Here is a 20,066-nt window from a genome sequence, read left to right on the forward strand (position 1 = left end):
TTCAAAAGGTTTTTTGTTATTTGTCAAACAAGGTTCTGTTTTTGATCATTTCTTGCAGAAAGCTGGCAAGCGAGCGTGCCATCGTCTCATTCAGTAGGCCTGATTGGCTGGCCTGATTTAACACATCAATCAAGTGAGCGTGTTCCGGAGACAGGCGGGCGGTGTTGTCTGACTGGATTATGTGTTGCCCGCCTGGTTTTTCATCGCCAATTTTCTTCGGGCCTTCGCCAAAGGCAAGCCACCAGAATCGATAGCCCGTGATGTCAGCCAATCCGCGCAGATTATCGACGTTGATCGCCCCTCGCTTTTTCCAGTTCAGCACAGAGGTTCTTGATGCATGGAGTCGTTCCGCGATTTCAAAGGCGCGCAGAGGGCCTTCTTCAATCGCTTCTCTCAGCCTTTCGGCACGGGCGTTGTTTGGGGGGTCTAATGTCATGCTCTGCATTGTAATGCTTGACCTCAACTTCTGTGAGCGCTTAAAGTTGATTCCGAATAAGCAAGTTGATTTCCAATAAGCAAAACTGTTTTTGGAGCTGTCATGGTTATACCTATTGTTGATGAGATTGCCTGTGAGCTCGGCGGGCGGCCTGAGCTGGTTCGGCTTCTGGGCTGCACAAGAAGCAATCTATTTAAATGGCGCCGAGTTCCTGCTGGTCACGTTCTGAAGATCGAGGCCGCAATCAAGGAAAAGGGCGGAACTATCGATCGGTACTACATGCGTCCGGACATTTTCGGCGAGTCTCCAGAGGCTACCGAGCAACAGTCTGTTGCGTAACTGACCGGCTGGATGGGGTAAGGAATGGGCGAGCAACAGAGTAAACCTGATTATCTATATGGTCTGAGCGAGATCACTGTTCAGCTCACTATGCCAGGCGGAGATTTACGAATCGTTCCTGGCCTGACACACAAAGCTTGTTCGGGCCTGGCGGTAACCATGCTGCCGTTCGGAGTCTTCCAGGTAACGCATATCGGTACCGGTCGTAAGCTTTGCCACAACTATGAGCGCGCCTCTTCTGCTTTGCTGGCTATGAGCCAGTGGGCGCTCATTGCGGATATTGCAGGCAAGTCATGGGCTGACTTGGGGCAGACCGGCGCTGCCGATCTGATCACGGAGCTGAATTCCGAGGAGGTGCCTTTTGATGGCTGTACCAGCACTTCCAAAGCTGGTACTCGGAAAATGAACGTTGGCGAATGGTTTCGAAGCCACCGCATACCGATCTTTGATGAGTTCCCGTGGGAAGAAATCGACCCGTTTGAGGCTGCCATCAGCAATCTCGAAAAGATCGAGGTAGCGGAATGAGCAACGAGAAGCCGATTATTTTCAACGACGAAATGATCAGGGCGATCCTTGGGGGGCGGAAGACTCAGACTCGGCGAATCATAAAGCCGCAACCGGAGGGTGGCGCGATGTGGACACCTTTTGCGCCCCAGAGATATGTGAACGGTGTGGGTAACCCGCTGATTTGCCGCTATGGCCAGCCAGGCGATCGGTTATGGGTGCGCGAGACCTTTGCAGTCCTTGGCGATGAGGACAAGCATGTTTTGCACTACAGAGCTACGCACCCGATCAAGGGCAGCGGCTGGAAGCCTTCCATTCATATGCCTCGCTGGGCCAGCCGGATCACGCTGGAGATCACCAGTGTTCGAATTGAGCGCCTGCAGGATATCAGCGGAGAGGACAGCGCTGCCGAGGGTGTAACCGGTCCGATTGGTTCGCCGAGAGCCTACGGCGTGGTTACGAAGCAATTCGCCCGGGACCAGTTCATGAGGCTCTGGGAGTCGATCAACGGGCCCGACTCATGGCACGTCAATCCGTGGGTCTGGGTGATCGAGTTTGAGCGCATTGATCAAAAGGGCGTTTAGCATGCGTTCACAGTGGAATGATGCTGAAGACGAAGCCCTGCAGGGGCTCACGCCCGAGGCTCAGGTGATCTATCTGCGGGGATTTCGCCGATACATGGACTACCGAACGGGCGTGGCCGGTGGTCGTGTCCGAAAGCTGTCCTATCGTGCCCTGGCGGAGCTGATCGCCGTGGATCCGGATTGGGGGAGCCAGCGCAAGCGCGCGGAGACCCCATCCCTTGGCCGTGTGCGGGCTCGAGTGGCGGAGCTGGAGCGGGCCGGCCTGGTGGTGAACCATGAATCCAGCCGCAGCCGGGGCCTTGTTTTTAAACTGCCTTTGGCGGATGTGGGATCAGTCCGTCCAGAAAAGGAACAACACAAGGAACAACACAGGGAGCAACACAAGGAACCGCATAGCGGGAAAGTGGTTAACCTCCCGAAAAAACAGGAAATAGTTCCAGCAGGGCAGGGGAGGAACGACACAGGGAGCAACACAGGGAACGACACAAGGAACAACACACATCTGTATAACTATACTGTACTTAACTCTACTAACGCGGGTGCGCGCGATAATGAGGCGTGGCCTGACACCTTCCAGCCCCAACAGCCAGACGAATGGGGTTCCTTCCTTGGCCGTGAGAGGCAATGGGCTTACCACCGGGTAGCTCGCCCGAAGCTGATCGTGCTCTACCAGTACTGGACGCGGCTGGGGCTCACCATTGGCGACATGCGCCAGATCATGAAATCGGCTGAGGCCAACCTGGGTCGCATTCCAGATGGACCGGAGTACTACAAGCCCTTCTCGGAAAGCTACGCCCGTGAGCGGGACAGGCTTAACCAGGATCTTCAAAACAACCAGCAGCGAGGTGCCAATGACACAAGTGCGCCAGATCCACAGCATCGTTCAAGGCGTGACGAACGATCTGCAGTCCAGCGACAACTCTCCGATCCAGACTACGCACTCGAGCACTGGTGATCGGTTCAGCGAGGAGCAAAAGCGCAAAACGGTTCTGTTCTTCAACCGGCTGCAGCTGATCTACGGGCATCGCTTCACCGTGCAGTGGCCGGATGAGAAAACCATCAGGCTGGCCCGAAGGGAGTGGGCGGGCGAAGTGGATGCATTGAGCTGGGAGCAGCTTGAAACGGCCTTGAGCCGCGCCAAAGCGAAGCTGATCGAGGGTGACGGGGATTTCTACTGGCCGGATGTGGGCCGGATTCTGGGGTTGGCTCGGGACCGAAAAAGCGCTGCTCACCAGAACCTCCAGCCGGCACTGCCTGAAGGGGATTCTGTGAAGCAAACAAGGCGCAAGGCGGCTCGGAAGGGTATGGCGCGGGTGTGGTCGATCCTTGGAGGTGGCCATGCTGAGTGATACCCAGCAGCGGCTGACCGAGTGGGCCCGCTGGGTGCGCACCAGCGACAGTGGCTTACGGATGGGTTACAACCGGGTGAACTTGATGCCTGCTGGCTCTGTGGCCATGCCGGTATGTACCGATGAGGAGGCCCTGGCCGTGGACCGTGCCATTGCCCGCCTGAGGCGGCGTGACAAGGACATGGCGGATATTCTGGTGATGGTGTACTCCTACGGGTTCAGCATGGCGCGTGTTGCCAGGGAGTCCGGTGTGGGAAGCCGGGAGCGGGTGCGTTATCTGTTGGGTGGTGCTGAGGCGTGGATTGACTGCGCTCTTGCGGACGATAAGATGATTTCAAATAAACAATATTGACATCCTGCATGCAGAAAACTACTCTCTTTTCCGTAAGGTGCAGGAAGTGCATCTGAGGACTCGCAGCAAACACTCTTGATACTCCTTCAACCCGGCCTGGTGCCGGGTTTTTTTATGGTTGGAATCATGAATAGACAACTTCTCCTGAAGCAGCTTGAGCGTCATGAGGGCCTCAGGCTGAAGCCATACCGTGACACGGTTGGAAAGCTCACCGTTGGCTATGGCCGCAACCTGGACGATCGCGGGATCAGTGAGGACGAAGCCGGCTTCATGCTGGATAACGACATCGACCAGGTGGAGCAGGAGCTGGAGCGTATGCCTCTGTACCTGAGCCTGGATCCGATCCGGCAGGTGGTTCTGGCCAATATGGCATTCAACATGGGCGTGCCAACGCTGCTGGAGTTCCGGCGCATGTTGGGTGCCCTGGCTGAGAAAGACTGGGACAGAGCAGCTGCCGAGATGATGGACAGCAAATGGGCCCGGCAGGTAGGTAGTCGCGCGGTGGAGCTTTCTGAACTGATGCGGCGGGGTGAGGCCCCGCAATGAGTGAGGAGATGAGCGATCGCAGAAGCTGGCACATAGACAAGGGGATTCCCATTGCGGTGATTCTTTCGGTGGTTGTTCTGGCCGTGTCTATCTCGCGGGATCAGTCCAAGCAGGATGAGCGCATCTCGTTGGTGGAGACATCGGTGCAGATGCTGCAGAAGTCGCGCCTGAATGATCAGGAGCGAGCAGAGAAGCGCTTTGACGAGTTCAAGACAGACCTTAGGGCGATCAACGCCAAGCTCGATCGGCTGATCGAAAGCCAGTATGAACGCCAGTAACGGGCAGCATCCGAACCCCAACCAGTGGTGGTTTCACCGCAGGCTGATGGCCTACATGAGCATCATCGGCCTGTACCTGGTTGCGGGCGCCATGTTGCTCGGGTCTATCCAGGCGCCCATGGTGCCGCTGGCCCAGACCCTTTGTTACGTGTTCAGTGCAAATCTTCTGTACTACTACGGCGGCAATGCCGTGGAGTACCTCAAGGCGAAGTCATGACATTCAGGGTGAAGCTGCTGATTATCGCCGCCGTTCTGGCTGGTACCGGCTTTGGCGGGTGGACTGCCCGAGGCTGGTTCGAGGATGCCAAGCGGCTTGCTGTTATGGAGGACAGGCAGGAGCTGGCAGCCGAGATCAGGGGCGACATATCCGGTATTGCTCAGAAGGTAGAGAGCCGGCTGGGTGAGCTCAGGGCCAATGAGCGCATCATTGATCGGGGAGTCATTCGTGAGATCCAGAAGCCTATTTATCAGCGTGTGTGTGCTGAGCCTGATGTTGTCCGCCTGCTCAACGCAGCCCTCAGGGGCGATGCTGAGGCCAGACCAACAGAGCCTGCTGGTGAAGTGCCCAGAGGTGCCAGCACAGCTAAGGAACGGTAAGGGGCAGGAGTTGGTGCTGGTGATCAAAGAGGTTGCGTCCGTGTATCACAGTTGCGCTACCAGGCATAACGGCCTGGTGGATGCCCTTGAGGAGTAAGCCAGTGCCACAAGCAATACCAAGGCCATGCCGGTCCGGTACCTGTTCTGCAGTGACCACCAACCGTAATGGTTACTGCGAGGATCACCAGGCCAAGGCCAGTGGTTGGTTGAATCAGGACAGAGGAAGCAGTTCCCAGCGCGGCTATGGTGGCTGGTGGAAGCGGATTCGGGCACGCATCCTGCGCAGAGACAAGGGGCTGTGCCAGCCGTGCAAGGAGCAGGGCAGAGTGATGCCGGCCGTGGCAGTTGACCACATCGTACCGAAGGCTGAAGGCGGTACCGATGCAGACGAAAACCTTCAGGGCATTTGCAAGCGTTGTCACAAACTGAAAACCGAGGAAGAGTCGCGGAGGGCCCGGGGGCGGGGTCAAAACTTTCAGGCGTGAGTACCGTCGACCGCTCACCGTCCGTGATTTTTTTCGATGGCAAAATTGAGGTAGGGGGGGTATCTGCAAGGGTGCCCCTTTTTTTATGACTGCAGGACGTAGACCAAAGCCAGCACAGCTCAAGGTTCTTGAAGGTAACTTCCGAAAGGACCGGGATAGCCACGGTGCGAACGAGCAACGGCCGATCGGTCTGCCGGATTGTCCGAAGTGGCTGCCGCGTTCTGCCAAGAAGTATTGGTCTGAGGTGGGGCCCCAGCTGGAAAAGGCGGGTCTGATTTCCCTGCTGGACCAGGCGGCCTTTGCGGCGCATTGCGACTCGGTCGGTAAGTTCGAGGAGATCACTAAGAAGCTGAAGCGCCTGGAGGACATGATTGACCACACGCCGCAGGACTACGCGGTGCAGTCGGTGTATTTCCAGATCCGGAACAAGCTGTGGGATCAGGTCATGAAGAGCGCCAACGAATTCGGACTCACGCCAGCCGGTGCAAGCAAGGTGAAGGCGCCGGCACAAGGGCAGCTCGATCTCGGCGGATTCGAGAATATCTGATGGCTCGGGATTACGTCGCGATAGCACTGGAATACGCCAACGCGGTAGTAAGTGGTGAACTCCCAGCCTGCAAGTGGGTCCAGCTTGCGTGCCATCGCCAGCTGAGGGACCTGGATCGGGAAGGGACGGCGGATTTTCCTTATTGGTGGGAGCCAGCTCTGGCGAACCGGGTTTGCCAGTTCATCGAGCTGCTGCCGCATGTAAAAGGGGAGTGGGCCCGGGAGCGTAAACGGCTGGAACTCCAGCCCTGGCAGATCTTCCGCCTGACTACGGTGTTTGGCTGGATCAACGAGGACGGGTACCGCCGATTCAAGACGGCGTACAACGAGATGCCCCGCAAGCAGGGAAAGTCTTCGGAGACTTCAGGCGTTGGCCTATATCTGCTGACCGCAGACGGTGAGCCGGGCGCCGAGGTATACAGTGCTGCGACCACACGGGACCAGGCACAGATTACCTGGAAAGACGCCAAGCAGATGGTCGATCGCACGCCGGGATTGCAGGCTCGGTTCGGCGTGGCGACCAGCTCGCACACGGTTTTCGTTGAACACACCAACAGCGTGTTCCGGTCACTGAGTAGGGACCAAGGCGGCAACCACGACGGCTTGAACGTTCATGGCGGCCTGATCGACGAGCTCCACGCTCACAAGACGCGAGAGATCTTCGACGTTATCGAAACCGGTACCGGCGCTCGAAAGCAGCCGCTGCTCTGGCTCATTACGACGGCAGGCTTCAACCGGGCCGGCATCTGTTATGAGCAGCGCGCCTATGTGACCAAGATCCTTGAGGGCGTCGTCCAGGATGAGAGTTACTTCGGAATCATCTACACGATCGACGAGGACGACGACTGGACTGAGCCATCAAGCTGGGCAAAGGCGAACCCGAATTGGAATGTTTCGGTGAACCCTGAGGACATCGAGCGGAAAGCGCGCAAGGCCATGACCATGGCGGCGGCGACCAACAACTTTCTGACCAAGCACCTCAACGTTTGGGTAAACGCCGATACCGCCTGGATGGATTTGCAGGCGTGGGACAAGTGCGGCAATCCGGAGCGTACGCTGGACCAGTTCAATGGTCGCAAGTGTTGGATCGGTCTGGACCTGGCCAGCAAGATCGACGTCGCGGCACTGGTCCTGCTGTTTGAGGATGACGACGGCTGGTCAGTATTCGGTCGCTATTACATCCCGGAGGACGCGGCAGATGAGGGGCGAAACCAGCATTACGCAGGGTGGGCCCGGCAGGGTCTGGTGACGCTGACGCCGGGGCAAGTCACCGACTTCGCGTTTATCGAAGAGGATCTTCGGGAGTTTGCCAGCCGGTTCGATATTCAGGACGTTGCCTTTGATCCGTGGCAGGCCACGTACCTGGCAACGCGGATGCAGGAGGAAGGGCTGCCCATGGTGGAGTACCGGCAAACGGTAGCCAACATGAGTGAGCCGATGAAAACGCTGGAGGCGCTGACGCTGGAAGGAAAGTTGCGACATAACGGTGATCCGGTGCTGACCTGGATGATGTCCAACGTCGTGGCGCACCTGGACGCCAAAGACAACATTTACCCACGGAAAGAATTCCCTGAAAACAAGATTGATGCGGTTGTGGCTCTGATCATGGCTCTCGGGCGGGCGATCCGCTCGGAAGGTGATCCGATGCAGCCGTCCATTTACGACACTTCGGACGTGACATGCTGATATCGATTCTTACGTTTCTCGTCGGCCTGGCGGGCGCTCTGCTGTTGGCCTTTGGTTCCTGGCTGGTGTTCCCGCCGGCCGGTTACATCGTGGGCGGGTTGCTGTGCCTGGTCTGGTCATTCATGAGCGCCCGGGCACTGGCGGTTCGCGACTTACAGGCGACACGCCAGCAGCGGGGTGACGACTGATGTTTCTCTCCAGCTTCTTTCAGAGCGGATCGACCAGCAGCCGAAACGGTGGGCGTGACTGGAGTAACTGGGTGTCCTCAATGTCTGGCCGTGCCAGCTCAGCTGGCGCCATGGTGAACAAAGACACAGCACTGGCGCTGACCGCTTTGCGTGGTTGCGTCACTCTCCTGGCGGAGTCGGTGGCCCAGCTACCTTGCGAGCTGTATCGCCGGACAGGTGACGGGAATCGCGAGAGGGCAACGGATCATCCGCTCTACGATGTCATTCATTCCCAGCCGAACCGCAAAGACACAGCGTTCGAGTATTACGAACAGGCGCAGGGCGCGCTGGGGCTGGATGGCAATCACATCGCTCTGATCGATCGCGATGGTGCGGGCTACGTTCGCGAGCTCATTCCCGTGAGCCGCTCAAAGGTTCGGGTGCTCAAGGGCAATGATGGCATGCCCTATTACCACCTTATTGATGAGAACGAAGTGCTGCCGTCAAGAATGGTGCATCACATCAAGGGATTTTCTCTCGATGGTTACGTTGGTGTTTCACCAATTGAAACCAACGCCGACGCCATCGGCCTTGCGATCGCCACCGAGGAGCACGCCTCCGCCGTGTTCTCTCGCGGTACCACGATGTCAGGCGTGATCGAACGGCCACGGGAGGCGGCGCCGATCACGGATCAGGCGAAGCTGGATCGGTTGCTGAGCAAGTTCGCGGAACGGCACAGCGGCATTAGGAATATGTTCAGCGTGGCAATGCTGCAGGAGGGGATGACCTACAAACAGCTGGCGATGGATAACGAAAAGGCCCAGCTGCTTGAGAGCCGCAAGCACTCCTCGGTGACAATCTGCCAGCTGTATAAAATCCCGCCGCACATGATCCAGATGATGGACCGGGCCACGTTCAACAATGTCGAGCAAATGGGTCTCCAGTTCGTGATCTACACGCTTTTGCCCTGGATCAAACGGCATGAGTCCGCAATGATGCGCGACCTTCTGTTGCCTTCTGAGCGCTCCAACCTCTACATCGAGTTCAACGTGAGCGGGCTACTGCGAGGGGATCAGAAGTCTCGCTACGAAGCCTATGCAATTGGCCGTAACTGGGGCTGGCTCTCCGCCAACGATGTGCGCCGGCTTGAGAACATGCCGCCGATTCAGGGCGGCGATCGCTATCTCTCTCCGCTGAACATGGCTGAGCCTGGCAATTCTGCCAGCGCGCTTAATGCCACTCCTGACCAAATGAAAGAGATTGAGGACATCCTATGTCGCGTCTGATCAATTATCCGCATGTAGCGTCCATGGTGTTTGGCGTGCCGCTGTTCGCCACGCCGGCGCTGGTCACCGCTGTGAAATCCGTTCTGGAGCCTCGTCTCCTTGGTAAGGACACTGGCTCAGTTGAGTCCATGGCACCGCTGGCGCTGATGGATGAGGAACAGCGGGCCGCTCAGCCGGAGCGAACCGCGAACCAGCTGGCTGTGATTCCGGTTCACGGAATTCTGGTACCGCGCCGGGGCGAAATCACCGAAAGCTGTGAAGAGCTGGTTTCTTATGAGCTACTGCGATCGCAGATTGAATCTGTGCGGCATAACGACCAGGTGGCGGAAATCATTCTGGATTTCCACACCGGTGGTGGCTCTGCGCTCGGATGCAAGGAAGCGGCTGATTACATCCGCATGGTGTCTGCTGAAAAGCCGATCACAGCGCTGATCAACTTCGCGGCCTGCTCAGCAGGGTATTTCCTGGCCTCTGCCTGCTCACGGATCGTCGCCAGCCCTACGTCAATGGTTGGGTCCATCGGCGTGATTATCGAAACCTACGATGTGAGCCGTGCCGAGGAAGCCGCCGGCATCAAGTTCAACACCTTCTTTCGGGGAGGGCACAAGAACGATGCCTCACCTCATGAGCCAATCACAGACCAGGCCACCCTGGAGATCGGGCGTCGGCTGGACGCGGCCTACGAAATGTTTACCACGTCGGTTGCGGAGTATCGCGGCCTGGATGTGGAAGCGGTGGTGGCTACCGAGGCAAAGGTGTTTTCCGCGAAAGAGGCGCTCAGCCTGAAGCTGATTGATGAGATCGCGCCCGCTCAGGACGCGGTGAATGCCATTGCAGCAAGCTACCGGCAAACCGAACAGGGCGGGAGCCGGCGGATCTCCGCACAAGCTCATGCCCTGAATACCCAATGCCAGCTCTAGCCACGCGGCGGAGCAGCTAACCGGGCGGCCATTTGGCCGCCTTTTTTGTACCTGAAGAAAGAGGAAAGCGACATGGATTTGATCGAAGAACTCCGCCGCAAGAGAGCGGAAGTAAACCAGAAGGTCCAGGCCCTGGCAGCTGTTGAGCAGGAAAGTGGGGAGCTGACTGCCGAGCAGCTGGCTGAATTCGATTCACTGAAGGCAGAGTTTGATCAGCTGTCTCAGCGTATGGAGCGAGCGGAGCAGGTTGAGCGTATGCAGGCTGCATCAGCCCAGCCGGTTCGTCCTTCTGCCAACAATGCCCCTGCGGTTCACGTTAAGCCTGAGCTTAAGCAGTATCCGGGCGCCAGTGCTGCCCGCATGGTTATGTCCATCGCCGCCGGCGGCGGCAATCTCACCGATGCCGTGAAGTTTGCCCGTACCGAGATTGGCGACATGGACGTCGCAATGGCCATGGAAACCGGCGCTGGATCTGGCGGGGCTCTGGTGCCGGACAACATGCACGATGAGGTCATCGAGTTGCTGCGTCCGCGTACCGTCGTTCGCCAGCTTGGTGCTCGCAACGTACCGCTGCCGAACGGGAATCTGTCCATGCCTCGCATGAGTTCCGGTGCGACTGCAGGCTACGTGGGTGAGGGTAATGATGTTCTGGCCAGCGAGGGCAGCACCGACGACGTGAACCTGTCCGCAAAGACCATGATCACCCTGGTTCCGATGTCCAATCAGCTGATCGGTCGGGCTGGTTTCCGTATCGAGCAGATCGTCCTGAACGACATGATCAACGCCATGGCGGTTCGTGAGGATAAGGCTTTCCTCCGGGATGACGGCACCAGCAACACGCCGAAGGGATTCAAGTCAACAGCGACCGATGGCGGTAAAACCGTTGCCTGGTCAGGAACGGCCGATCTGGCCACGATTGATGCCTATCTCGACAGCCTGATTCTGCAGCTGATGAACAGTGACAGCCTGCTGATTCAGCCCGGTTGGGCCCTGTCTCCGCGCAGCTATATGAAGCTGTTCGGCCTTCGCGATGGGAATGGCAATAAGGTCTATCCGGAACTGGCCCAGGGGATGCTGAAAGGCTATCCGATCAAGCATACCACCACCATTCCGACCAACCTTGGCGCCGGTACCAACGAGTCCGAGATCTATTTTGCGGACTGGAACGACGTGGTGATTGGCGAGCAGGAGAACATGCGCGTCGATTTCTCCCGCGAGGCGACCTACAAGGACGGAGCCGGAAACCTCGTGTCCGCATTCTCCCGAAACCAGTCTGTGGTGCGCGTTGTGGCTGAGCACGATATCGGCTTCCGCCATCTGGAAGGCTTGGTGCTGGGGACTGCGGTCACCTGGTAATCCCGTGGCGGCGTAGTTCCGCCACTCTCTTTTCTTTCATCAGGAGTATGAGTCATGGCTGAACAAACCAAGAAAGACGAAACCGCCAAGGATCAGGGCGACTCACAAACCGACCCGGTAGTGATCACCTTCACTAAACCCTGGAGCCGTTACAGTCGCGGCGATGTGGCTGGGTTCAGTGCCAAAGAGGCGGAGCGGCTTATCAAGGGCAAGGTTGCTGTGAAAGGCACCAAGTTGCCGGCGGCCAAAGCCGATCAGGAACCGGAACCGAAAGCCTAACGCAATGCCGGCTTCGGCCGGCTGAGGACTTGCCCGAATGATCACGCTTGAAGAGGCCAAGGCGCATTGCCGCATTGAGCACGATGCCGAGGACAGCCTAGTTCAGTCTCTGATCTCGGCTGCGTTTCGGCAGATTGAGAACAGAACGGGCCAGGCATTCGACCATGTTGCAGATGCTGAGATGGTCCTGGACAGCCTCCCCTCCGGCGATAGCGGAATCGAACTGAAGTGGACGCCGGTTCGGGCTGTTAAGGGAGTGGTGTACCTGGATCCGCTTGGGGTTGAGCAGACCCTGTCTGGTGCTGATCTCTTGCTCGATGTCCGTGGTGTTTATCCGATGCTTTACCCGGCACAGGAATGGCCGGAAAGCAAACGTGACCGCGCCTCAGTCAAGGTAACCGCAGACATTGGTTACGAAACGGTACCTGCCGATGTTCGAGCAGCGGCCCTGCTGATCATCGGGCACCTTTATGAAAACCGTGAAGCCGTGGTGATAGGGACGATTGCCACGGAACTTCCACTGGGGGTGGACCTGTTGCTCGCCCCTTATGTCATTCACAGGATGGGCTGATATGCAGGCCGGCAAGCTGAAGGATCGAGTGACCCTGTACGGTGCCAGGACTGGCGATGGCGAGCCTTCCTGGCCCGTTGTCGGGACGGCCTGGGCTGGGTTTCAGGAGCCCCGAAGCGTTGGGCGGGCAGAGCCTACGGGTATTCGAGCGGTTGATAGCACGTTCGTTCGCATGCGCTATCGGCCCGATGTTGAGCACGGACAGCTCATCCAGCGCGGTTCCGACTGGTACATCATCGAATCCGTTGAGCCCGGTCAGAGCCACAGTGAGCTTGCCGTTTCAGCTCGACGGATCATTGGCCACGCTGCGGTCTACCGACAAAAGGGCGATGTTGTCGACGTTCCGGTGCTGGCATTTCTCACCCGGGAAAATATTTACGTTGGGCCGATGAATGAGCCCCGGTACCAGATCGAGCTGTTCCAGCCTCAGCTGCCATACCCATGGGGCAGGCGGGGGGATCAGATTACGACGCGGGGCGTTACCTACACGGTGGATGGTGTTGTCGAGGGCAGTGACGACGGCCTGACTCTTCGCATTATGGGGACTACCTGATGCCGCGCCGGCAGCCACGGATTCAGATGGATCTGGATAAGCTGGCTGAATTTGCCAGACAGACAGAGCAGATGCCGCAGTCCATACGGCGGGCTACACGTCGATCTCTGAATGATCAGGCACGAGATGCGAAGCGAGAGTTGGCTCAGCAGATTTCCAAGGATGGGATATCGCGGGCCAAAGCGGGCGGTCAGATTGAGTTGCGGCGGGCGTCCAACAAAAAGCCGGAAGCGGTTTTACGCCCAACCAGCCGTCGAATCCCTTTCCGGTATTGGAAAACCACCACAAAGACAACCGACAGCAGCGGTACCCGTGCCAGTGTCTGGATCCGAAAGGACGGGCAGCTGATGCGGGTATGGGGCTTTGTGAACCCGAAAAGCAAGAATCGACGGATTTTAACTCGCCATAGAAAGGCGGGTCAGGACCGGATCAAGCCCGCCGCTGGCCACAGCATCAAATTACATTTTCAGGCTGCGGCGGATGAGCGGTATCGCAGCCGGGTAGGTGAGGACCTTCGAAGTCGTTTTATCAAGTACTTCAATGAAGAGCTGAAAAAATGAAAGCGAAAGCAACCCAAGTTGTCGACCTACTGATCGCCCGTCTCAACGAGATCAGCACGGGAAATGGATTCTTTACCGATATCCCGGGTGAGGTCATGGAGGACGATCCGGCTCTGTATTTCGATGAGCACACGGCGTTGCCGTGCATTGGTATTCGAAACCTGAGTGACCGGCTGGCTACCCAGGCCCGTGCAGCGACCAACCAAACCCGAACGGTAGAAATTGTGGCTTATCTGGAGCGCGGGCCGGGTGTCAGAGCCCGTCAGGATGAGCTGCTTCAGGATATCTACCGCACCATATTCAGGCCTGAAAGCATCAAGTTTGATGGCCTGGCTGTCGAGATCGAGGCCGGCGAGGCTCAGCTCGACGATGTTGACCTCGGCACAAAGATCATACCGATCTACCTGCCGATCATTCTGACGTACAACACCCTGAACTGGAGATAACCCATGTACAAAGACACAGGCCTGATTTTCGCCGGCAACGTCTACATGGCGGCCATCGTGAATGATGTCGCGACGGACTTCGCCGGCCCCATCAACGTTTCGCGTCTGGAGATGACGCCGCCGCAGCCGGAATCGGTCGACCGGACCAGCTTCCAGCGTGACACCTATGGCCAGGTGCTCGACTCTGTGAACCTGCCCGGTGAGGCGCCGCGCATGGCGATGGACTTTGACTCGCTGCCATCCGGCCTTCTGGCGGATGCTCTGGCCGGTACCAGTGAGGCCTACACCTCTTCAGTACAAACCGTGACTGGTGAGGCGGTAACCCTGGCTGAGGGAGTCTGGCAAAAACTGCCTTACCCGAACGTGGATGTTTCAACCATCACGGTCACTCTGGATTCAGACGGTACCACCGTTCTGGCTCGTGGCACTGATTATGAGGTTGAGGCTGCCAGTGGCTTGATCCGCGCTCTGAATGCCAATGGTGCGGCTGCTGTAACCATTGATTTCGATACCGTGGAAACTTCTGGCCAGAAGATCCTCGGAGCCACCGAGATCTCCAAAAAGCGTCAGATCATCATGGACGGCAAGAACCTGGTGACTGGCAAGAACGCCACGGTGACTATCTTCAGCGCTTCGTTCAGTGCCACCCAGGCGCTGGATCTGATGGCTCGGGAATTCATCACCGGCACCCTGGAAGGAACCATGACCACGCCGGAAGGCAAGGGAAGCCCCTACGAAATCCTGATGCAGGAATAACCTGCACTGGCCAACCGGGCGGTACCGCCGCCCGCTCACCAATCAATGAAATCTGGAGTACGCCATGACTAAGGCTGCTGAAAAGACGCCGGAGGCGGTGAAGGCCGTCCTGAAGAAACCGCATCGCCACAAGGGAATTGAGTATCCAGCTGGCGCTGAGGTGACGCTCAATAAAGGTCAGGCAGAGCGCCTGTCCCGGCGCGAAGTGATCTGATCGAACAGGTGTAATGGTGCCCCGCTTCGGCGGGGTTTTTTGTGTCTGGAGCATTCATGGCGACCAATCAAAAGCAAGAAGTCGAACTTCTGATCAAGGCCGGTACCGAAGGGCTGAAATCTATCGGTCAATTGGTCGAGGAGTTGAAGGGCCTTGGGCAGGATACCGGCGAGGCCAGCGAAAAGCTGGAAGGATTGGCCGGAGCGCTTTCTGAGCTGCGGGATCAGCAAAAGCTGGTGCGCCAGTTCGCCAACCTGAAAAGCCAGACCAAAGACCTGGCCGATCAGCAGGCCAGAGCCAAGGATCGGGCGACTGAACTGGGCAAGGCGTTGGCCCAGACCGAGAAGCCGACGCGGGCCCAGCGCAACGAATTTGAAAAAGCGAAAAAGGCTGCTCGCGATGCGGACCAGGCGTGGCAGGAAAACCAGCGGCAGCTGAATGGGTTGCGTGAAAGTCTCAGCGGTGCCGGCATCAGTACCCGTGATCTGGCGTCGGAGCAGCAACGGATAAAACGGGAAATCGCCGGTGTTGATGATGAGATCGGCAGCGTTACCACTGAGCTCACCCAGATGCGGGACAGTGCCAAGGCGGCCGCCAGTGGTTCCCGCGAGTTGGGGGATGACGTTCAGAAATCCAGTTCCCGGGTTGGCAAATTCCGGGAGCGGCTTCAGGGCCTGAACCCGATCCTTGGAAAGGTTGGATCTGGGCTCAAAACCACCGGTATTGCGGTTGCCGGATTTGTGGCGGCTGCCGGTGCCTCCGTCGCCACGCTCTCCATTTTCAGCAAGGGCCAGGCAAAGCTGGCTGATGAGCTGACCAATACCTCCAACGCGATCGGCGTGAACCGTGAGCAGCTCCAGCTGTGGCGGATTGCTGGTGAGAGGGTAGGGCTGTCTGGCGAGAAGGTCTCCGACATTCTGCGGAATGTAACCGAGCGCTTGGGTGAGTTCTCCAGAACCGGTGGCGGTGAAGCTGCTCAGGTCATGGATACTCTCAATCTCAAGATCGAGGAATTCAGGAACCTGAGCCCAGATGAGCAGCTGCTGAAACTGGGCTCCGCTATTGGTGAGCTGGGTTCCAAATCCGAACAGGTGGCGCTGCTGGAGAAGCTGGCCAGTGACGCCAGTCAGCTGCAGCCGCTCCTCGAAAACAACGCTGCCGGCCTACAGGCGATTTTTGAGGAAGCACAGAAAGACGGTGCGATATACAGCGATGCAGAGCTGGATAAGCTCAACAAAGCTAACGACGTATACAACAGCATCGATCTGAAGCTGCAAGCGCTGACCACGAGGATCGGAGCGAAGCTTGCCCCTGCCGTTGGCCAGGCCACAGATAAAGTTCTGGAGCTTTTCAACAGCTCTGGTGCTGGTGACAAGCTGGTTGAGCTATTCGGACGTGCTACGACAGCTGCAACCGATTTCTTCAAAAGCCTGCTCGATAACCAGGAATCAATCGGTGAGGGTTTTCAGGCGCTGGTCGATACCGTTCAGTTTTTGGGAAATGGAATATCAGCTGTCTTTCGAAGCGTGCAAGCGGTAGCCGCCGGCGCTTCCACTATTGTTTCCTCAGCGCTTACGACAATGCTGAATCTTGCGGCTACAGTGGCCAAGGGCCTCAATGCGTTAGGTGTTGTGGGCGATGAGGCGTACGGGACTCTACAGGCTAAAGCTGATGCCGCAGTGCAGACAACGCAGGCTTTGGCAGACCAAACGGTAGACTACGGAAAGAAAGCATGGCAGGCCGGGAAAGATGCCTTCAACGCTTTTGATAATACGGAAAAGGCCGCGAAGAAAGCTGGCGAAGGCATCAAAGAGACCGTTGGCACTCTGGAGCCAATGCCGGAGGCTTTAAAAAAGGTAGGGGATGAAGCTGATTCTGCTGCTCAGAAGACTGAAGATCTCGCCAGTGCCTACGAGGATCTTGGTGTAACGACGCAGAAAGAGCTGGATGAGGCTGCAGACAAGGCTGGTGAGGCTTTCCGGACGATTCAGTCCAGTGGCAAAGCCACTCAGCGAGAGATCTCTGATGCATTTCAGGCCTACGCGCAAGCCATAATCGATACTGGCGACAAGGCTGAAATAAAGGCGCTCGAGTCAGAGGCCGCTACTCTGGGGCTTGGGGATGCCCTTAAAGATTTGGGGGTGATCGGAGAGGAGTCCGGTAACAAGATCCGAGACTCTTTCAATGAGGCCCTGAATTCTGCATCCGACGAAGATGCTTTGAAATCGCTGCAGATCAGCCTGTTGACAGCGGCGTCGGCTGGTGAGGACGTAAGCGATGAGTTGAGGGAGGTTCGTCAGCGCCTGCTTGAAATCCAGCAACTTCAAGAGGGGGGTGGTGATGTCACGAAGCCTATTCGTGACGTAAAAGACGAAACTGATGAAGCTGGCGAGTCTGCAGAGGAGGCAGGCAAGAAGTTTAAATCTGCCTTTGGGGATTTTTTCTCGACAGTCATGACAAATGCGAGAGAGTCGGTATCGGCGCTCTCAACTGCTGCCCGCAACCTCTTCGAACGAAAGATCGGAAGCAACCAATTCGTAAAAGATGCTGAGACAGCTCAGGAAGCTTTTGAGCGTGTGAAGGTTGAGCTGGGTGAGGTATCGAAAAGTATCGATCGGGTTCGGACACAAAGCTGGACGGTGACCGGTTCTGGTTTTACTCGCTGGGCACTCGAGACAAAGCAGGCATCGTTGGAGGCTCAGCAGGCCTTCTATGGTCAAGCGATGGCCATGGAAAACCTCATTGATCGTATCAACTCGGGAAGCCTTTCTCTTGACCAGCTCGATAGTGTTGCCGCTCGGGCCACCAATCAGTTCAACCTTCTCGATAACGAGCGCCTTCAGGGACTTCAATCCGCGATCGACGCTGCTCGCACCAAGATCGAGAGCCTGAACAGCTCTGCCGAGTCCACTCTGAACAGCCTCCGCCAACGTCTGGCTGATATTTCCGGCGATACCGAGGAGGCTCAGCGCCTCCAATACGAAGCCGAAAAGAAGCGACTGCAAGATCAGCTCGAGCAAGCCCGCCAGGCCGGTGCAGACGCCGCTGCCGCCGATTACTCGAAAGCCCTGGACCAGTTGGAAAAGATCCACAAGATCGAGCAGCAGAATCGTCGCGAAGCTGAGAATGAGCGTGAGCGCCAGGCCGCAGAACGTCAGCGCCAGCAAGAGCAAGCAGAGCGCGAAAGGCAGCAATTCGAGCGGCAGCGAAGCACCACAACGAATCAGCAGCAGAGCGTCCAGTCCCGGGCCTCTCAGACCATCATCCTGCAAACGCCTACCGGAGGGCAGACAGAGGTTCAAACATCGAATCCCGATGCTCTGCTGCAAATTCTGGAAGAGGCTGGCCTTCGGAGTAGTTCATGACCCAGCAGATCACTCTCAGCGACGGAACGACCACCATCAACCTGCCTCCAGATCTTGAGTGGCAGGATGAGTTTGGCTGGACGCCCGTAGAGCACAGCACCGATTACAGCCAGACCGGCAGCCTGATTGTCCAGGAAGGCGAGAGGCAGGACGGCAGGCCTATCACGCTGTTCGGTGGGAGAGATGGCGCGTGGATGTCACGGGCAGAACTGGAGCAGCTCTATTCCCTGGCGTCTGTGCCCTCGAAGCAGTTCACCCTGAATTTGTGGGGTCGCACTTTCAACGTGATGTTTCGAAGGCCGCCTCTGACGGTGGAACCCATTCGCCGCATGGCCAACCCCGGCCCCGATCACCAGTACGCCGTCACCGTTAACCTTATGGAGATCAACCCGTGACCATTACCAGCGACCAGATCGTCCTGTCCGAATCCGAAGTCATGGCCGACACCGACGACGGCGGCGGCCGCATGAGCGGTCGGATCGTCGTCAGCGGTCAGGTCAACAACACCTTTCCGGATATCAGCCGGATCGATCGCGTCTACGGCCGCGTGAATCTGCGCAAGCTCTACCTGTTCATCAACGCGGCCAACACTGACACCCTGCTCGGCGCCCACACCATCCTGAGCGAGATGGCCAAAGACCCGAACGTCCACGTCGTCCTGTTCGACACCGGCAGCCACACCGACCGGCGCACCGATGCCCAGGACCGGATCGAGAGCTACGTGGTCGCCAGCAGCGAGGCGCCGTTCTGGATCTGGGGCCGGCAGCTTGCCGGACAGCGCGCCATTCAGGCGCTGGCCTTCACCAACAACCAGAAAGACCCGGAGCCGGGGCAGATTTTCGTCCTGTCCGATCTGGACAACGGAAACGACCAGTACGTGCGCGTGACCGGCGTGGATATCGAGGAACAGGCATTCACCATCGATCGCGGGAATTACGGCTTCTATAACTTCAAGCTGAAAACCTACGTGATCGAGCTGGCCCAGCCACTGGCCTACGACTTCCAGGGCAGCGATCCGCACCCGACCGGCAACCTCAACGACAGCGTCAAGATCCTGAAAACGCAAGTCGCCGACGCGGCCAAGTACATGGGCGCCTCCCCGCTGGCTCAGCCGGCCTCAGTCGGCGATCGGACCATCACCGTCGAAAACGTCTACACGCCACTGGTCCCGAGCGCGCAGTCGGAAAACGCGATCACCGACCAGCCAGCCGGCGCACAGGCCGCCATCATCCGTCCTGCAAGCAACAGCACCGTGACCATCGCAGGGATCACGGGCGTCACCACCGGCCCCAACGGCGAGGGGATCTATCACACAGGCCGCGCCATCGTCCCGGGCACGCTGCAGATCACCGGCAGCAACGGCGAATATAAAGACCTTGGCGGGAAGCTGGTGCACACCGGAGGCAGCAACAACCTCGACGAGGAAACCAGCACCGTGGACTACGTCAACGGCGTGATCCGCGCGTTCTACGCCGGAGGCTCGAAGAACTACAGCACGACCCTCACGTTCAAGCCGGGGGCCGCCGTGAACCAGCAGACCAAGCAGACCAGCCGGGAAGTGAACCAGCAGACCCGATCCCTCACGTGGGTGCACCAGACCGAACCGAAAGCCGCCGAGGGCACCCTGACGGTCGAATACCGCGCGCAGGGCAGCTGGTATCTGCTGCGTGATCTGGGAGGCGGGGAACTGGCCGGCGATGGTACCGGCACCGTGGACTACGCCACCGGCACGGTCAACTTTACCCTGGCCGCCCTGCCGGACGCCGGTACCGAAATCATCATCGCCTGGGGCGAGAAGCAGGGCACGGTCATCGAGGCCGGCGCCACCGTCCCGGATAGCCCGACCATCCGCTTTGAAGTCGGCGAAACCGTAACCGCATAAGGAGGCCTC

28 protein-coding genes are annotated in these 20,066 nt (G+C 57.9%); 27 read left to right on the plus strand and 1 reads right to left on the minus strand.

Translation table 11 applies throughout. From position 1 onward, the window contains the following. Positions 1-16 precede the first annotated feature (16 nt). Positions 17-445, minus strand: coding sequence for a helix-turn-helix domain containing protein (locus MLD04_RS03865; RefSeq protein ID WP_248154927.1), 429 nt, complete (start codon positions 443-445; stop codon positions 17-19). 93 nt (positions 446-538) lie between these two features. On the opposite strand from MLD04_RS03865, the gene MLD04_RS17745 reads away from it, so the two are divergent. The 27 genes from MLD04_RS17745 to MLD04_RS03995 all read left to right on the plus strand — a co-directional run bounded on the left by MLD04_RS17745 (position 539) and on the right by MLD04_RS03995 (position 20,057). Next, entirely contained in the window at positions 539-775 is a 237-nt protein-coding gene (locus MLD04_RS17745) for a YdaS family helix-turn-helix protein (protein ID WP_379883357.1), read from the plus strand. A 24-nt stretch (positions 776-799) separates the two neighbouring features. Next, positions 800-1,300: a hypothetical protein gene (locus tag MLD04_RS03870; RefSeq protein ID WP_248154928.1), complete on the plus strand. Its 501-nt coding sequence runs from the start codon at positions 800-802 to the stop codon at positions 1,298-1,300. Continuing rightward, positions 1,297-1,863, plus strand: a complete 567-nt coding sequence (locus tag MLD04_RS03875; protein ID WP_248154929.1) for an ASCH domain-containing protein — start codon at positions 1,297-1,299, stop codon at positions 1,861-1,863. Before MLD04_RS03870 ends, MLD04_RS03875 begins: the two co-directional genes overlap by 4 nt. 1 nt (position 1,864) lies before the next feature. Then, positions 1,865-2,818, plus strand: coding sequence for a hypothetical protein (locus MLD04_RS03880; protein ID WP_248154930.1), 954 nt, complete (start codon positions 1,865-1,867; stop codon positions 2,816-2,818). Then, entirely contained in the window at positions 2,754-3,212 is a 459-nt protein-coding gene (locus MLD04_RS03885; protein WP_248154931.1) for a hypothetical protein, read from the plus strand. The genes MLD04_RS03880 and MLD04_RS03885 overlap by 65 nt, the downstream gene beginning before the upstream one ends. Then, the gene (locus tag MLD04_RS03890; RefSeq protein ID WP_248154933.1) at positions 3,202-3,564 is read left to right on the plus strand and encodes an antiterminator Q family protein; all 363 of its coding nucleotides are present in this window, start codon (positions 3,202-3,204) and stop codon (positions 3,562-3,564) included. Before MLD04_RS03885 ends, MLD04_RS03890 begins: the two co-directional genes overlap by 11 nt. A 126-nt stretch (positions 3,565-3,690) precedes the next feature. Continuing rightward, positions 3,691-4,110, plus strand: coding sequence for a glycoside hydrolase family protein (locus tag MLD04_RS03895; RefSeq protein WP_222464805.1), 420 nt, complete (start codon positions 3,691-3,693; stop codon positions 4,108-4,110). 8 nt (positions 4,111-4,118) lie between these two features. After that, positions 4,119-4,388 (plus strand): hypothetical protein, encoded by a 270-nt coding sequence (locus MLD04_RS03900; RefSeq protein WP_248154935.1) that lies wholly within the window; start codon positions 4,119-4,121, stop codon positions 4,386-4,388. Continuing rightward, complete coding sequence (locus MLD04_RS03905) at positions 4,375-4,605, plus strand: hypothetical protein (RefSeq protein WP_248154937.1); 231 nt, start codon at positions 4,375-4,377, stop codon at positions 4,603-4,605. Before MLD04_RS03900 ends, MLD04_RS03905 begins: the two co-directional genes overlap by 14 nt. Beyond that, positions 4,602-4,985 carry a hypothetical protein gene (locus MLD04_RS03910; RefSeq protein ID WP_248154939.1) on the plus strand — a complete coding sequence of 128 codons (384 nt, stop codon included), beginning with the start codon at positions 4,602-4,604 and terminating at the stop codon, positions 4,983-4,985. The genes MLD04_RS03905 and MLD04_RS03910 overlap by 4 nt, the downstream gene beginning before the upstream one ends. Before the next feature lie 101 nt (positions 4,986-5,086). Continuing rightward, the gene (locus MLD04_RS03915) at positions 5,087-5,470 is read left to right on the plus strand and encodes an HNH endonuclease (protein WP_248154941.1); all 384 of its coding nucleotides are present in this window, start codon (positions 5,087-5,089) and stop codon (positions 5,468-5,470) included. A gap of 85 nt (positions 5,471-5,555) precedes the next feature. Next, on the plus strand, positions 5,556-6,017 hold the full coding sequence (locus MLD04_RS03920; RefSeq protein ID WP_248154943.1) for a phage terminase small subunit P27 family: 462 nt from the start codon (positions 5,556-5,558) through the stop codon (positions 6,015-6,017). Further along, positions 6,017-7,702, plus strand: a complete 1,686-nt coding sequence (locus MLD04_RS03925) for a terminase large subunit (protein ID WP_248154945.1) — start codon at positions 6,017-6,019, stop codon at positions 7,700-7,702. The genes MLD04_RS03920 and MLD04_RS03925 overlap by 1 nt, the downstream gene beginning before the upstream one ends. Further along, on the plus strand, positions 7,696-7,890 hold the full coding sequence (locus tag MLD04_RS03930; protein WP_248154947.1) for a hypothetical protein: 195 nt from the start codon (positions 7,696-7,698) through the stop codon (positions 7,888-7,890). The genes MLD04_RS03925 and MLD04_RS03930 overlap by 7 nt, the downstream gene beginning before the upstream one ends. An 80-nt stretch (positions 7,891-7,970) precedes the next feature. Continuing rightward, the gene (locus MLD04_RS03935; RefSeq protein WP_248154949.1) at positions 7,971-9,155 is read left to right on the plus strand and encodes a phage portal protein; all 1,185 of its coding nucleotides are present in this window, start codon (positions 7,971-7,973) and stop codon (positions 9,153-9,155) included. Further along, positions 9,143-10,075 (plus strand): S49 family peptidase, encoded by a 933-nt coding sequence (locus tag MLD04_RS03940; RefSeq protein ID WP_248154951.1) that lies wholly within the window; start codon positions 9,143-9,145, stop codon positions 10,073-10,075. Before MLD04_RS03935 ends, MLD04_RS03940 begins: the two co-directional genes overlap by 13 nt. A 72-nt stretch (positions 10,076-10,147) precedes the next feature. Then, complete coding sequence (locus MLD04_RS03945; RefSeq protein WP_248154952.1) at positions 10,148-11,431, plus strand: phage major capsid protein; 1,284 nt, start codon at positions 10,148-10,150, stop codon at positions 11,429-11,431. 54 nt (positions 11,432-11,485) lie between these two features. Beyond that, positions 11,486-11,710 (plus strand): hypothetical protein, encoded by a 225-nt coding sequence (locus tag MLD04_RS03950; RefSeq protein WP_248154953.1) that lies wholly within the window; start codon positions 11,486-11,488, stop codon positions 11,708-11,710. 37 nt (positions 11,711-11,747) lie between these two features. Next, on the plus strand, positions 11,748-12,281 hold the full coding sequence (locus MLD04_RS03955; RefSeq protein WP_248154954.1) for a head-tail connector protein: 534 nt from the start codon (positions 11,748-11,750) through the stop codon (positions 12,279-12,281). A 1-nt stretch (position 12,282) separates the two neighbouring features. Continuing rightward, entirely contained in the window at positions 12,283-12,834 is a 552-nt protein-coding gene (locus MLD04_RS03960; RefSeq protein ID WP_248154956.1) for a phage head completion protein, read from the plus strand. After that, entirely contained in the window at positions 12,834-13,394 is a 561-nt protein-coding gene (locus MLD04_RS03965; protein ID WP_248154958.1) for a hypothetical protein, read from the plus strand. Before MLD04_RS03960 ends, MLD04_RS03965 begins: the two co-directional genes overlap by 1 nt. Continuing rightward, positions 13,391-13,840, plus strand: a complete 450-nt coding sequence (locus MLD04_RS03970; RefSeq protein WP_248154960.1) for a hypothetical protein — start codon at positions 13,391-13,393, stop codon at positions 13,838-13,840. Before MLD04_RS03965 ends, MLD04_RS03970 begins: the two co-directional genes overlap by 4 nt. 3 nt (positions 13,841-13,843) lie before the next feature. After that, positions 13,844-14,596: a phage tail tube protein gene (locus MLD04_RS03975; RefSeq protein ID WP_248154962.1), complete on the plus strand. Its 753-nt coding sequence runs from the start codon at positions 13,844-13,846 to the stop codon at positions 14,594-14,596. 64 nt (positions 14,597-14,660) lie between these two features. Further along, on the plus strand, positions 14,661-14,810 hold the full coding sequence (locus MLD04_RS03980) for a DUF7210 family protein (RefSeq protein WP_158253178.1): 150 nt from the start codon (positions 14,661-14,663) through the stop codon (positions 14,808-14,810). A gap of 329 nt (positions 14,811-15,139) precedes the next feature. Continuing rightward, complete coding sequence (locus MLD04_RS03985; protein WP_248154964.1) at positions 15,140-18,175, plus strand: coiled-coil domain-containing protein; 3,036 nt, start codon at positions 15,140-15,142, stop codon at positions 18,173-18,175. Further along, on the plus strand, positions 18,172-18,570 hold the full coding sequence (locus MLD04_RS03990) for a hypothetical protein (protein ID WP_248154966.1): 399 nt from the start codon (positions 18,172-18,174) through the stop codon (positions 18,568-18,570). Before MLD04_RS03985 ends, MLD04_RS03990 begins: the two co-directional genes overlap by 4 nt. Continuing rightward, a complete protein-coding gene (locus MLD04_RS03995; RefSeq protein WP_248154968.1) occupies positions 18,567-20,057 on the plus strand; it encodes a hypothetical protein in 1,491 nt (496 codons plus the stop codon). The genes MLD04_RS03990 and MLD04_RS03995 overlap by 4 nt, the downstream gene beginning before the upstream one ends. Positions 20,058-20,066 lie beyond the last annotated feature (9 nt).

The sequence above is a fragment of the Marinobacter koreensis genome, from assembly GCF_023156285.1.
Lineage (GTDB): Bacteria > Pseudomonadota > Gammaproteobacteria > Pseudomonadales > Oleiphilaceae > Marinobacter > Marinobacter koreensis.

Bases quoted from the DNA above. Each gene is read 5' to 3' on its own strand.
- MLD04_RS03980 (WP_158253178.1), top strand. From the start codon at position 14,661: ATGACTAAGGCTGCTGAAAAGACGCCGGAGGCGGTGAAGGCCGTCCTG.
- MLD04_RS03955 (WP_248154954.1), top strand. From the start codon at position 11,748: ATGATCACGCTTGAAGAGGCCAAGGCGCATTGCCGCATTGAGCACGAT.
- MLD04_RS03870 (WP_248154928.1), top strand. From the start codon at position 800: ATGGGCGAGCAACAGAGTAAACCTGATTATCTATATGGTCTGAGCGAG.
- MLD04_RS03890 (WP_248154933.1), top strand. From the start codon at position 3,202: ATGCTGAGTGATACCCAGCAGCGGCTGACCGAGTGGGCCCGCTGGGTG.
- MLD04_RS17745 (WP_379883357.1), top strand. From the start codon at position 539: ATGGTTATACCTATTGTTGATGAGATTGCCTGTGAGCTCGGCGGGCGG.
- MLD04_RS03950 (WP_248154953.1), top strand. From the start codon at position 11,486: ATGGCTGAACAAACCAAGAAAGACGAAACCGCCAAGGATCAGGGCGAC.
- MLD04_RS03975 (WP_248154962.1), top strand. From the start codon at position 13,844: ATGTACAAAGACACAGGCCTGATTTTCGCCGGCAACGTCTACATGGCG.
- MLD04_RS03935 (WP_248154949.1), top strand. From the start codon at position 7,971: ATGTCTGGCCGTGCCAGCTCAGCTGGCGCCATGGTGAACAAAGACACA.
- MLD04_RS03990 (WP_248154966.1), top strand. From the start codon at position 18,172: ATGACCCAGCAGATCACTCTCAGCGACGGAACGACCACCATCAACCTG.
- MLD04_RS03940 (WP_248154951.1), top strand. From the start codon at position 9,143: ATGTCGCGTCTGATCAATTATCCGCATGTAGCGTCCATGGTGTTTGGC.
- MLD04_RS03880 (WP_248154930.1), top strand. From the start codon at position 1,865: ATGCGTTCACAGTGGAATGATGCTGAAGACGAAGCCCTGCAGGGGCTC.
- MLD04_RS03945 (WP_248154952.1), top strand. From the start codon at position 10,148: ATGGATTTGATCGAAGAACTCCGCCGCAAGAGAGCGGAAGTAAACCAG.
- MLD04_RS03920 (WP_248154943.1), top strand. From the start codon at position 5,556: ATGACTGCAGGACGTAGACCAAAGCCAGCACAGCTCAAGGTTCTTGAA.
- MLD04_RS03905 (WP_248154937.1), top strand. From the start codon at position 4,375: ATGAACGCCAGTAACGGGCAGCATCCGAACCCCAACCAGTGGTGGTTT.
- MLD04_RS03875 (WP_248154929.1), top strand. From the start codon at position 1,297: ATGAGCAACGAGAAGCCGATTATTTTCAACGACGAAATGATCAGGGCG.
- MLD04_RS03895 (WP_222464805.1), top strand. From the start codon at position 3,691: ATGAATAGACAACTTCTCCTGAAGCAGCTTGAGCGTCATGAGGGCCTC.
- MLD04_RS03970 (WP_248154960.1), top strand. From the start codon at position 13,391: ATGAAAGCGAAAGCAACCCAAGTTGTCGACCTACTGATCGCCCGTCTC.
- MLD04_RS03925 (WP_248154945.1), top strand. From the start codon at position 6,017: ATGGCTCGGGATTACGTCGCGATAGCACTGGAATACGCCAACGCGGTA.
- MLD04_RS03930 (WP_248154947.1), top strand. From the start codon at position 7,696: ATGCTGATATCGATTCTTACGTTTCTCGTCGGCCTGGCGGGCGCTCTG.
- MLD04_RS03900 (WP_248154935.1), top strand. From the start codon at position 4,119: ATGAGCGATCGCAGAAGCTGGCACATAGACAAGGGGATTCCCATTGCG.
- MLD04_RS03965 (WP_248154958.1), top strand. From the start codon at position 12,834: ATGCCGCGCCGGCAGCCACGGATTCAGATGGATCTGGATAAGCTGGCT.
- MLD04_RS03960 (WP_248154956.1), top strand. From the start codon at position 12,283: ATGCAGGCCGGCAAGCTGAAGGATCGAGTGACCCTGTACGGTGCCAGG.
- MLD04_RS03910 (WP_248154939.1), top strand. From the start codon at position 4,602: ATGACATTCAGGGTGAAGCTGCTGATTATCGCCGCCGTTCTGGCTGGT.
- MLD04_RS03865 (WP_248154927.1), bottom strand. From the start codon at position 445: ATGCAGAGCATGACATTAGACCCCCCAAACAACGCCCGTGCCGAAAGG.